8 protein-coding genes and 2 rRNA genes are annotated in these 12,190 nt (G+C 33.8%); 5 read left to right on the top strand and 5 right to left on the bottom strand.

Annotation, left to right across the window (positions count from 1 at the left end; genetic code table 11):
• The first annotated feature begins 110 nt into the window (after positions 1 to 110).
• Together OLM55_RS08775 and rrf are read left to right on the top strand one after the other, a co-directional pair.
• A 23S ribosomal RNA gene (locus tag OLM55_RS08775) occupies positions 111 to 2,993 on the top strand.
• Positions 2,994 to 3,142: 149 nt separating this feature from the next.
• Positions 3,143 to 3,252, top strand: a 5S ribosomal RNA gene (rrf, locus tag OLM55_RS08780).
• 344 nt (positions 3,253 to 3,596) lie between these two features.
• Here the strand turns inward: rrf and OLM55_RS08785 are convergent.
• Together OLM55_RS08785 and OLM55_RS08790 are read right to left on the bottom strand one after the other, a co-directional pair.
• Positions 3,597 to 4,070 carry a hypothetical protein gene (locus OLM55_RS08785; protein ID WP_264558530.1) on the bottom strand — a complete coding sequence of 158 codons (474 nt, stop codon included), beginning with the start codon at positions 4,068 to 4,070 and terminating at the stop codon, positions 3,597 to 3,599.
• A gap of 2 nt (positions 4,071 to 4,072) precedes the next feature.
• Positions 4,073 to 4,963: a M91 family zinc metallopeptidase gene (locus tag OLM55_RS08790; RefSeq protein ID WP_264558531.1), complete on the bottom strand. Its 891-nt coding sequence runs from the start codon at positions 4,961 to 4,963 to the stop codon at positions 4,073 to 4,075.
• Positions 4,964 to 5,197: 234 nt separating this feature from the next.
• On the opposite strand from OLM55_RS08790, the gene OLM55_RS08795 reads away from it, so the two are divergent.
• A complete protein-coding gene (locus OLM55_RS08795) occupies positions 5,198 to 5,368 on the top strand; it encodes a hypothetical protein (protein ID WP_264558532.1) in 171 nt (56 codons plus the stop codon).
• A 52-nt stretch (positions 5,369 to 5,420) separates the two neighbouring features.
• On the opposite strand, the gene OLM55_RS08800 is transcribed toward OLM55_RS08795, so the two are convergent.
• Positions 5,421 to 7,865 (bottom strand): TonB-dependent receptor domain-containing protein, encoded by a 2,445-nt coding sequence (locus OLM55_RS08800; protein ID WP_264558533.1) that lies wholly within the window; start codon positions 7,863 to 7,865, stop codon positions 5,421 to 5,423.
• 83 nt (positions 7,866 to 7,948) lie between these two features.
• The gene (gene arsC / locus OLM55_RS08805; RefSeq protein WP_264558534.1) at positions 7,949 to 8,290 is read right to left on the bottom strand and encodes an arsenate reductase (glutaredoxin); all 342 of its coding nucleotides are present in this window, start codon (positions 8,288 to 8,290) and stop codon (positions 7,949 to 7,951) included.
• A gap of 37 nt (positions 8,291 to 8,327) precedes the next feature.
• Between arsC and OLM55_RS08810 the strand changes: the two genes are divergently transcribed.
• The gene (locus OLM55_RS08810; RefSeq protein ID WP_319800091.1) at positions 8,328 to 9,284 is read left to right on the top strand and encodes a CPBP family intramembrane glutamic endopeptidase; all 957 of its coding nucleotides are present in this window, start codon (positions 8,328 to 8,330) and stop codon (positions 9,282 to 9,284) included.
• On the top strand, positions 9,259 to 10,323 hold the full coding sequence (locus OLM55_RS08815) for an AMP-binding protein (RefSeq protein ID WP_264558535.1): 1,065 nt from the start codon (positions 9,259 to 9,261) through the stop codon (positions 10,321 to 10,323). Before OLM55_RS08810 ends, OLM55_RS08815 begins: the two co-directional genes overlap by 26 nt.
• 184 nt (positions 10,324 to 10,507) lie before the next feature.
• Here the strand turns inward: OLM55_RS08815 and OLM55_RS08820 are convergent, their stop codons facing one another.
• Positions 10,508 to 12,136: a M1 family metallopeptidase gene (locus OLM55_RS08820; RefSeq protein WP_264558536.1), complete on the bottom strand. Its 1,629-nt coding sequence runs from the start codon at positions 12,134 to 12,136 to the stop codon at positions 10,508 to 10,510.
• Positions 12,137 to 12,190 lie beyond the last annotated feature (54 nt).

The following is a 12,190-nucleotide window of genomic DNA, read 5'->3' on the forward strand; positions in this document are numbered from 1 at the left end:
CGACGCGCCACAAGTTCATTGACATATTGAGAAAAGAAAATATATTAAATATATAGAAAGCACAAATTTTTGGGTATTCTACTTATGTAGGATATTTAATAAAACAAGTACAATAAGCAAAATAAGGGCGTATGGGGAATGCCTAGGCTCTCAGAGGCGATGAAGGACGTGATAAGCTGCGAAAAGCTACGGGGATCGGCACACACGAATTGATCCGTAGATATCCGAATGGGGCAACCCGGCATGTTGAAGACATGTCACTCCGATAGGAGAGTAAACCCGCTGAACTGAAACATCTAAGTAGGCGGAGGAGAAGAAAACAAAAGTGATTCCGTAAGTAGTGGCGAGCGAACGCGGATTAGCCCAAACCAATGTTGTTACGGCAATATTGGGGTTGTAGGACCACGACATTTCATGCGGATTGAATTAGAATAACCTGGAAAGGTTAACCATAGAGGGTGATAGTCCCGTATAAGTAAGAGAAGATATGAATAGTGGTATCCTGAGTAGTGCGGGGCACGTGAAACCCTGTATGAATCTGGCGGGACCATCCGCTAAGGCTAAATACTCCTGAGAGACCGATAGTGAACCAGTACCGTGAGGGAAAGGTGAAAAGAACCGTGAATAACGGAGTGAAATAGATCCTGAAACCATACGCTTACAAGCGGTCGGAGCCCTTAAGTGGGGTGACGGCGTGCCTTTTGCATAATGAGCCTACGAGTTAACGTTGCTGGCAAGGATAAGTGGTTAAGCCATGGATCCGTAGCGAAAGCGAGTCTGAATAGGGCGCTTTAGTCAGTAGTGTTAGACGCGAAACCGTGTGATCTACCCATGGGCAGGTTGAAGCTTTGTTAACCCAAAGTGGAGGACCGAACCCGTTGACGTTGAAAAGTCTTGGGATGACCTGTGGGTAGGGGTGAAAGGCCAATCAAACTCGGAAATAGCTCGTACTCCCCGAAATGCATTTAGGTGCAGCGATGAAATATAGTTATATAGAGGTAGAGCTACTGATTGGATGCGGGGGTTTCACCACCTACCAATTCCTGACAAACTCCGAATGCTATATAATGGTCCTCATCAGTGAGGGCATGGGTGCTAAGGTCCATGTCCGAGAGGGAAAGAACCCAGACCATCAGCTAAGGTCCCCAAATGTATGCTAAGTTGAAATAACGCGGTTTGTCTGCTTAGACAGCTAGGATGTTGGCTTGGAAGCAGCCATTCATTTAAAGAGTGCGTAACAGCTCACTAGTCGAGCGGACGAGCATGGATAATAATCGGGCATAAGTATACTACCGAAGCTATGGATTTGTAATTTATTACAAGTGGTAGGGGAGCATTCTAAACTGGGTCGAAGGTGTGATGTGAGTCATGCTGGACTGTTTAGAAAAGAAAATGTAGGCATAAGTAACGATAATGCGGGCGAGAAACCCGCACACCGAAAAACTAAGGTTTCCACAGCTATGCTAATCAGCTGTGGGTTAGTCTGGTCCTAACGCGAACCCGAAAGGGGTAGTGGATGGCCAACGGGTTAATATTCCCGTACTACTTATAATTGTGATGGAATGACGGAGTGATGAAAGCACCGCGAACTGACGGAATAGTTCGTTGAAGATTGTAGCTATAGAGACTGTAGGCAAATCCGCAGATTCTGGCAAAGATCGATAGTACTCGGAGTCTTCGGACAAAGGGATAGTGTGCCTAAGGGCTTCCAAGAAAAGTTTCTAAACTTAGATTATAAGTACCAGTACCGTAAACCGACACAGGTAGTTGGGGAGAGAATCCTAAGGTGCTCGAGAGATTCATGGCTAAGGAATTAGGCAAAATAGACCCGTAACTTCGGGAGAAGGGTCGCCACGCAAATGCGTGGCCGCAGTGAAAAGATCCAGGCGACTGTTTATCAAAAACACAGGGCTCTGCAAAATCGTAAGATGAAGTATAGGGCCTGACACCTGCCCGGTGCTTGAAGGTTAAGTGGAGATGTTATCTTCGGAGAAGCATTGAAATGAAGCCCAAGTAAACGGCGGCCGTAACTATAACGGTCCTAAGGTAGCGAAATTCCTTGTCGGGTAAGTTCCGACCTGCACGAATGGTGTAACGATCTGGATACTGTCTCAGCCATGAGCTCGGTGAAATTGTAGTAGCGGTGAAGATGCCGCTTACCCGCAGTGGGACGAAAAGACCCTGTGCACCTTTACTATAGCTTAGTATTGACCTTGGATAAGTGATGTGTAGGATAGGTTGGAGACTGTGAAGTGGCGTCGCTAGGCGTTGTGGAGTCATTGTTGAAATACAACCCTTTGCTTATCTAGGGCCTAACCCCGTTTTTCGGGGGACATTGCTTGGTGGGTAGTTTGACTGGGGTGGTCGCCTCCAAAAGAGTAACGGAGGCTTCTAAAGGTTCCCTCAGCACGCTTGGTAACCGTGCGTAGAGTGCAATGGTATAAGGGAGCTTGACTGAGAGACATACAGGTCGATCAGGTACGAAAGTAGAGCATAGTGATCCGGTGGTTCCGCATGGAAGGGCCATCGCTCAAAGGATAAAAGGTACGCCGGGGATAACAGGCTGATCTCCCCCAAGAGCTCATATCGACGGGGGGGTTTGGCACCTCGATGTCGGCTCGTCACATCCTGGGGCTGGAGAAGGTCCCAAGGGTTGGGCTGTTCGCCCATTAAAGTGGCACGCGAGCTGGGTTCAGAACGTCGTGAGACAGTTCGGTCTCTATCTACTGTGGGCGCAAGAAATTTGAGTGGATCTGATTCTAGTACGAGAGGACCGAATTGGACAAACCGCTGGTGTATCTGTTGTTCCGCCAGGAGCACTGCAGAGTAGCTACGTTTGGAAGGGATAAGCGCTGAAAGCATATAAGCGCGAAACCCACCACAAGATGAGATTTCTTTTAAGGGTCCTAGAAGATGACTAGGTTGATAGGCTATAGATGTAAAGGCAGTAATGTCATAGTCAAGTAGTACTAATAACCCGTAAGCTTATGTACATTTTCCTCCCACTTCGGTGGGAGGGAGAAACTTTCTATACAAACATGATTTTCTTGTCTCAGTATGTTAAGATATTATTCAATGGATAATTAACAATTAATAATTGATAATTAAACTTGAAAAAATTGCCTAAAGCAATTTAACCTCTTAAGGTGGTTATTGCAGCGGGGCTCACCTCTTCCCATTCCGAACAGAGAAGTTAAGCCCGCTTGCGCAGATGGTACTGCAATCCTGTGGGAGAGTATGACACCGCCTTTCTTTTAAAAACCCTATCCTAACCGGATGGGGTTTTTTGTTTTATATGGGGTTTAGAAATGAGGAATCTCATTAAATTACTTGAATTTATTCTGTTTAGCTACTGGTGTGACCCTTCCTTGCGTCAGGGTGACAAAGAAACACATTAATTATTATACCAAACGAAATAGATATTGCGTTCTAAGAGGCTTTAAATGTGTTGTGGTTTGGTGTTATGATTTAATAATTGGATTTAGTATTTGTTTTGTTGGATTGAAAAAGGCGAACCGTTTTAATTGCTCGCCTGTGATTTTTTATTTACTTTGTGGGTGCAGATTGCAAATCCTCACAATCAGGGTTTATAAGATTTACCATGAAACACATTCTACTTTTGCTTTATTATTCTCTAAAATAACCTTAAATGCAGTTTTAGCATTTGCTCCAAAACTATCTGAAACACTATTTATAGACTTAATATCCCATGTGTTTACTATACTATAAACTTCGTCATCAAATATTTTTATATCTGACAATTCAATTTTTCTCATATGACTTCTATATTCAACTTTATCTATTTTATTCCAAAAACTCTCTTTTAACTCACCAGTTTGAATATTATACTCTTGTATAAAATAAATTGTATCTTTTTGAAAATCAAAAAAATCTATCTTTGTTGTTAACTTATTCTTATTCTGATAAAATAAATCTGGATATGCACCACATTTGTTTTTTTTAGAACTATTTTTTATTACTAAAAATATATCATTATTACTGGTTACTTTTTGTGTAACAGAACAACTAAATAATAAAATAGTTAATAACATTATAATTTTATTTTTCATTTTTAATATTTATAAGGCGTTTGTCTTCTTCTATTAATTGAATTTCCATTTGAATTTCCATTTGAATCATAAAACCTACTTTCACGAGTACCTGGAAACAATATGCTAGGTCCAGCAGGGTTGCCATTTGGGTCTGCAGCATAACTTGTTCTTAAAGGAAGATTGTTTTCTGATCGTAATTGATTTTCAACATGGGTAGAATAAATCTCTGCTTTAGGGATTGGGGTAAAACCTCCATTCGCATTTGGTACACTAAACCATCGGCTTTGGTCTAAAGTACCACTCCATGAATCCTTAATATGAGCTAATTCATGACCTAAACTAATAAAAGTAGGTCTTTGATTATTGTTTCCAGGTTGGTTGTCAGGAGCTCCATTGGTATTACTTGAATTCCACTTTACAAAACTTCCATCAAAACCAGCTTTATTTTCATTAGAAGACAAAATTTCAACATTGTTGTTTAGGTCACCAGCTAATGAAGTTACTAAGTTATTTCCTACAATTCCGCCACTCATTAAACTATTTAATGCATTAGTTAAATCTGCTACAAATTGGTCTCCTCCTTGATATGCTGAACCATTGCTTGAATCAAAAAATGAGTAATTACCATTATTGTTCTGTCCCCAATACAGTTTTTGAATATTAGTTGAATTATTAACCCCCCTACTTCTTAAAACGACATGAATACTATCTCCAGCTATTTCTCTATACTGGATTGGACTATTAGCAGAAAAAGCATAAGTACTTACGCCTAAGTATTTCTCAGAGAATCTATCGATTTTGTTAAAACGACCGATTGTAGGGTCATAATCTCTCCATTCATAAGCATAAGTATTCTTTCCTAATTCCTCTTCAAACTCTTGACCTTGGTATTTATACTTGTAATCAAACATTATATTGCTAATTTATAATAAAATTTTGTTTGATGCAATGATTTTGCGTGAGGGATAGCAGCGGCATCCTTTTATGAAATGGTAATGGAATAAAAGATATAGCGCATAGCCCGACCGTAATGGAATGGAGGGCACGCCGCATAAACTATATTTTTTTAAAGAAATTGTGTAATATTATTGTTGATGTTGATATTTCCTATTATCTTTGGCTTACATTCAAAAATTCCGGAAAACATGTTTGAATTTCAACAGTATTTAGGTTTTTTACTTTTCTTAACCATTTTAACAATAGGTTTTTGGTTGATGATATTTTTAGTAGGGTTTGTTCAATATTGGTTGGGCGGTTCTATTATTGAGTTAATTAAAGAGAAGAAAGCTAAAAGACAACAGGATAAAGAAGAATAATTTTTTTCTTTATAATAAAAAAGTCCCAATTTAAATTGGGACTTTTTTTGTTTTACATGAATTCAGCATCTCCGCCGGCATCTTCTCTTTTTTGATTTTCTCTTTCGTTTTTCTTTTTGTTAAAACGGTACGTAAAGGCTAATGTTATTTGACGTTGTCTCCATTGAAATTCTGTGTATGAGTTTACAGCATCAAGTTCTGAATTGAATCTTCTTTTTCTTGTATTGAATAAATCGCTTACGTTTAATGAAATTGATCCTTTGTCTTTTAAGATGTCTTTACTAAATGCAAGGTTTACAGATGTCATGTCTAAACGCTTACCTTGAGCTGTTGTTTGAGGAGCTCTATAAGTTACATTTGTTTGCCAATCTATTTCATAAGGTAGTGTTATTTTTGACGAGGCTCTTGTAAACCATGTTGTTGCTACGTTGTCAAAATTTTGAACTACATTATTTCCTAAATAATCAGTGTATGAATAATCTCCATCGTTTTCAACTCTAAAAACATTTAAGTTTCCGTTTAATTTCCACCATTTATAAGGTGAGTAGTTTACATTGAATTCGAAACCTGCTCTATATTCTTTTGAAAGGTTAATAGGTGTACTTAGAATTACTGGAATACCATCTACTTCTAACCCTGATTCTTTTTTAATAAATTCAAACGATTGATCTGTTATGTTTACGTATACAGATGAGTTTAAAGTTAATTTACTCCATCTTTTAAGGTAACCTAAGTCTATTGCATTTGTATATGATGGATCTAAATCGGGATTTCCTTGAAATATGTTAATATTACTAGAGTAAGAAGAGAATGGATTCAGGAATCTTCCTCTTGGTCTGTTAATTCTTTTACTGTAACTTAAACTTAAGCTATTAGATTCTGAAATTTCATAATTAATAGTAGCTGAAGGGAAAAAGTTATTGTATTTTTTATTATTATAATCATTTGCTGTTAAAGAATTAACATCGATGTTACTATCTTCAAAGCGCATTCCTAAGAAATAAGAAAACTTGTTTATTTTATTTCCATATTGTGCATATAAAGCATTAATGTCTTCATTGTACTCTAGAGTATTTGAATAAGCTGTATTTGGTTCAATTTCAAATACGGTTAAGTTTTTTTGGAAACTACCTCTATAACCTGCTTCAAAACGACCATTTTCGCCAATTGGTAATACATAATCAGCTTGAAATAGATTACGTTGCTGTTTTTGATTGTTTAATGTAGTTTCTGTAAATAGGGAACTATTGTCTCCCACAATTTGGTCTGTAATAATTGAGCTTTCGTTATCTCTGTTTTGAGATATTGCGATATCTACTGTTAATTTATGGTCTTCTTTTTTGAAGTTTTTTGTAAAGTTAGTAGCATATTCAAAGCTGAAATCGTTTCCTCTTTCGTCGTTAAATCTATTTCTTACAAATGTAGGAGTAAAGGTATTGTCATAATTATAGAAGTAAACATCGTCTGGATTTTTACTTCTTCCTTCTGTAAAAGTTAAGGAATTTGTCCAAGTTGTAGATTTGTTTAAGAATAAATCAATTCCGAAATTAGCATTGTAACCTTCGTTTAATCTTTCGTTAGTTCTTCTTTCATTAATGAAAGCACTTGTTGTACCATCATTATTAAAATATTCAGAATCTGTTAATGAGTTTCCTGGAGAATTTCTATAATTATATCCAAAGTTTGAGAATAAATTAAAATTATCTGATCTATAGTTTAAGTTTGTACTTGCACCATATGATTCTGGATCACTTACAGAAAGTACTACAGAGCCATTTATACCTTGTGCTTTTCCTTTTCTTAAAACAATATTTATAATTCCTCCACTTCCTTCAGCATCATAACGAGCTGATGGATTTGTAATTACTTCTACTTTTTCTACAGCATCTGCTGGTAAAAGTTTTAATGCATCGGCAATATTTATTCCTGCTAAACCAGAAGGTTTGCCGTCAATTAAAATTCTAACATTTTCATTTCCTCTAAGAGCAATGGTTCCATCTGGGTCAACTGTTACCGAAGGTACATTATCTAAAACATCACTTACGGTTCCTCCTTTAACTGTCATGTCTTTACCAACATTATAAACTCTTTTATCTAGCTTAATTTCTACAGTTGATCTTTCTGCTACAACAACAACATCATTTAATTGTGCAATATCTTCTTCTAAAAATACTGTTCCTAAGTTAGTATCACTAGTTATTTTTTTGTTTTTTACTGATACAGTTTTAAATGAAATAAATTCATATCTAACATTATATTCACCTGCATTAACTTCAAAACTAAATTTACCGTCAATATCTGTAATTCCTCCCGTAAGTATTTCAGGTTTTTTAGCATTTTGAAGTACAACCGTTGCATATTCTAAAGGAATATTTGTACCTTTTTCTAAAATTGTACCAGAGATAGTCACTTTTTTTACTTCTGGTCTTTGTTGTGCAAAACTTAAACTTGTAAAGATTAGTAAGCTTAACGCAATAAAATTTTTAATGTTTGACATGATTCTTATTTATATGATTTCAATTTAGATTGCAAAAATACCCTTTGGTTTAATGACGAAATCACAATACTTTGTTAAAAGAGTTATAAAATTTCCTTCATCTTATCAGTTGGTCTAGCAACTACAGCTTTATTTCCATTTATAATTATTGGTCTTTCAATTAATTTTGGGTTTTCAATCATTGCGTTAATAATTTCATCATCAGTTAATTGCTTGTTTTTGTAATTTTCAATCCAAATTTTTTCTTTAGTTCGAACTAATTCAATTGGTTTATAATTTAACTTTTTAAGTATTGATTGTAACTCTTCTTTAGTTAATGTTTCATCGAGGTATTTTATGGTTTTAAATTCTAAGTTTAAACTATCTAAAAATGAAACTCCTTCTCTTGATTTAGAACATCTTGGGTTGTGATAAATTGTGATCATAATTTTTATTTTTTACAAAGAAAGAAAAAATAGTAGATTGAAGAAAAGAATTAACTTTGTACTAACTAAATATACTATTATGTTTATTGAACAATTAAAAAATAAAAAACCAAACCTTTGGCTGTATTTGCCATTACCTTTATCATTTATTGGTTTAATGGTTTGGAATTATATAGAATCAGACGGAGTTGATACTGCAATTATGATTCAACAAACCATACAAATGATTGGTGTTAATGGAACTTTTTTAATGATAATTACTCCATTGTCAATTGCGTGTTTGTTTTTGTTGTTTTGGGTTAAATATGTTCAAAATCAATCTATTACTATGTTAACCACTTCTAGAAAAAAAATTGATTGGAAAAGAATTTTCTTTTCATTTTCGCTTTGGAGTTTAATAAGCATTATAATGGTTTTAGGATCTTATTATCTGAATCCTGAGAATTTTGTATTGAATTTTAGGCTGAATAAATTTTTAGTTTTTTTAGTAATTGCTATTATATTCATTCCTTTACAAACAAGTTTTGAAGAATATTTATTTAGAGGCCATATGATGCAAGGAATTGGTTTAGCAACTAATAACCGATTAATTCCTTTAATTGTAACTTCAGTTTTGTTTGGACTTATGCATATTGCTAATCCAGAAGTTGGTAAAATGGGTTACATTATAATGGTTTATTACATAGGAACCGGATTTTTTTTAGGTCTTATTACACTTATGGATGAAGGTTTAGAGTTGGCTCTTGGTTTTCATGCTGCAAATAATTTAATTGGCGCTTTATTGGTAACGGCTGATTGGACTGCTTTTCAAACGCATTCAATTTTTAAGGATATAGCTGAACCCGCTGCAGGTTTTGATATAATTTTACCTGTTTTTATAGTTTTTCCAATATTGATTTTACTATTTGCTAAAAAGTATAAATGGAATAATTGGAGTAAAAAGTTAACCGGAAATTTAAATATAGATAATGTTACAGAAAACACTAACGTATAAAAACGTTCACAATCGCTTTAAATTTAATGGAGTTCATTTAAATTTTAAACAAATTAAAAGAGTAGCTGTTAGTTATATTAAAGAAGGTGATGAATATGAAAAAGTTATTTTTAAGTTTCTTTTAAATTGGTTAGACGAAAAACCATATATTGAAGTACAAACATCAGGAACAACAGGAAAACCTAAAATAATTAAAATTGAAAAACAATTCGTTGTTGCTTCTGCACTTTCAACTGGCGATTTTTTAAATTTGAAACCAGGTGATTCCGCATTATTGTGTTTATCTGCGGATTATATTGCAGGAAAATTAATGCTGGTTAGAGCTTTAATTTTAGGATTAGAATTAGATGCAGTTGAACTTTCAAGTACTCCGTTAAAATCTATTACTAAAAATTATGACTTTGTAGCAATGGTTCCTATGCAAGTAGAAGATTCTATTGCTCAATTACATCAAATTAAAACATTAATTATTGGCGGTGCTCAAGTAAACTCTGTTTTAATAGACAAACTAAAAAATGCAACAACAACTATTTTTGAAACGTATGGAATGACCGAAACCGTATCTCATGTGGCAATGAAACGCATTGAAAATAATTGTTTTGAAGCGTTACCAAATGTCGTTTTTTCAATAGATGACAGAAATTGTTTAATTGTTGATGCGCCTAAAGTTGCTAAAAAAACTATCATTACAAACGATTTAGTTGAATTAATTTCTGATAAGAAATTTATTTGGAAAGGAAGATTTGATAATATTATAAATAGTGGAGGAATAAAATTTTCACCAGAAGAAATAGAATTTAAATTGCAAGAAAAAATTAAAAACCGCTTTTTTATAGGTTCACAAGAAGATAAAAAGTTAGGACAAAAAGTAATTTTAGTTATCGAATCGGATATTGACTTAAATTTAAGCGCAAATATATTTGAACACTTATCAAAATATGAAACTCCTAAAAACGTGTATTATATTGATAAGTTTATAGAAACATCAACTAATAAAATTAATAGAAAAGCTACTTTACAAAAAATAAAGGTTGTCTAAAAAGTGCAGAAACTTTTAAACTAAACGTGCAATAAACCTATTTATGAATTCAATTTAAATAGGTTTATTATTTTGATTTCCAAAATAAATTCTTTTTAGACAACCTCAATTATTGATACTCTAAGTTATTAAAAATAAATTAATTAAAGTTTTTTTTAACATTAAATTGTAATAAAAAAGAAGACTACATGTCTTCTTTAATACTTATATAAAACTTGTTGTCATAAATTTGGTAGCTTTTAGATTTTTTCAGCTTTTTTAATTTTACTTCTTGCGGACTTGTTGTAGGAAATAAACGAATTGTTTTTTTATCATATTCAAAATCAATTGGCATATTAAAGTCTTCATTTACATTGGTCCAATAATAAGTTAAATTATCTCCGTTAATTTTATATGTTAATTCTGGAATTTTTGTTGTTTTTAAATACTGATTAAAAACGGGTTTAAGGTTCATTCCTGTTTCTTCATTAAAAAAAGCAATAACCATATCGGTATCGATAATTTGCTTTTTAAAAGTTTCAGAATACTTTAAAATTATTTTCCACCATTTTTCATCATCGTTTACAACATGACGCAATGTATTTAGTAAAAGAGAACCTTTGTAATACATATCGCCACTTCCTTCATTATTAACACCAAATTGACCAATAATTGGTCGGTCATTTGCTACGTTTTTGGCTTGACCATTAATATATTTCATTGCAGGTTCGTACCCTTTCATACATTCAATAAAAACAGTTTCACTATAAGTTGTAAATCCTTCATGAATCCACATATCGGCAATATCTTTACTTGTAATACTATTTCCAAACCATTCGTGACCCGTTTCATGAATCGTTATATAATCGAAGAACATTCCAACTCCAGTTCCTGATAAATCGAAGCCCATATAACCTTTCTTATATTTATTACCATAGGCAACTGCACTTTGGTGTTCCATACCTAAATAAGGTGTTTCTACAAGCTTATAACCATCTTCCCAAAATGGATATTTTCCAAATTTTGTTTGAAAGCAATTCATCATTGGTTTTACATCTTCCTCAAAATGTTTACGTGCTTTTTCCTCATTTTCACGAAGCACATAATAATCTAAATCTAAATCGTCTAGTTTGTCATGAATATGTACATAATCAGCAATATTTACAGTAATTGTATAGTTGTTAATTGGATTAATAACCTCCCAATCCCAACGTGTAAAACCGTTTCCTAAATCTTCTGAACCTTTAAATCTTCCGTTAGAAACATTCATTAAGCCGTTTGGTACAGCAACTCTTACTGAAGCACCATTATTTGGTTCGTCTGTTTGAGAATCTTTAACAGGAAACCACAAACTAGCACCAGTTCCTTGAACCGCAACTGCAATATGATGGTTTTTATTACTGTCTTTTTTAAATACAAATCCGCCATCCCAAGGTGCATTTTTAGCCACTTTTGGTTTACCAGAATAATAAAAACGCACTTTTTCAGAAGTATTTTGCTTTAATTCATTTGGAAAACTGATAAATACAGCATCAAAGTCTCTTTTATAAGTAAGTTTTTGCTTGTTCCAAATAATAGAATCTATTTTCATATTGTCAAATAAATCCAATTGAATTTTTGAAGTATTTTCTACAACTTTGAAACTAATATCGTTATAACCAACAATAGTTCTTTCTTCTGGGTTTATTTTGATATTTAAATCGTAGCGAAGTACGTCAAAGCAAGTACGCTCAAAACGCATTCCACCTTGAAGAGAATCTCTACGTGTGAATTTTTGTGCTGTAATTTCGACGATACCCAAAAAAAGGAATCCGATAATAAGTAGTTTTTTCATTTTTATATTTTCTAAAGTAAATATAAGTAGTTGATTTATATGTTTTGTTACTAT

It is taken from the genome of Flavobacterium sp. N2270 (assembly GCF_025947225.1).
Taxonomy (GTDB): domain Bacteria; phylum Bacteroidota; class Bacteroidia; order Flavobacteriales; family Flavobacteriaceae; genus Flavobacterium.

Excerpts from the sequence above, each read along its gene's own strand:
- OLM55_RS08815 (WP_264558535.1), top strand. The coding sequence starts at position 9,259 with ATGTTACAGAAAACACTAACGTATAAAAACGTTCACAATCGCTTTAAA.
- OLM55_RS08790 (WP_264558531.1), bottom strand. The coding sequence starts at position 4,963 with ATGTTTGATTACAAGTATAAATACCAAGGTCAAGAGTTTGAAGAGGAA.
- OLM55_RS08820 (WP_264558536.1), bottom strand. The coding sequence starts at position 12,136 with ATGAAAAAACTACTTATTATCGGATTCCTTTTTTTGGGTATCGTCGAA.
- arsC (WP_264558534.1), bottom strand. The coding sequence starts at position 8,290 with ATGATCACAATTTATCACAACCCAAGATGTTCTAAATCAAGAGAAGGA.
- OLM55_RS08785 (WP_264558530.1), bottom strand. The coding sequence starts at position 4,070 with ATGAAAAATAAAATTATAATGTTATTAACTATTTTATTATTTAGTTGT.
- OLM55_RS08800 (WP_264558533.1), bottom strand. The coding sequence starts at position 7,865 with ATGTCAAACATTAAAAATTTTATTGCGTTAAGCTTACTAATCTTTACA.
- OLM55_RS08795 (WP_264558532.1), top strand. The coding sequence starts at position 5,198 with ATGTTTGAATTTCAACAGTATTTAGGTTTTTTACTTTTCTTAACCATT.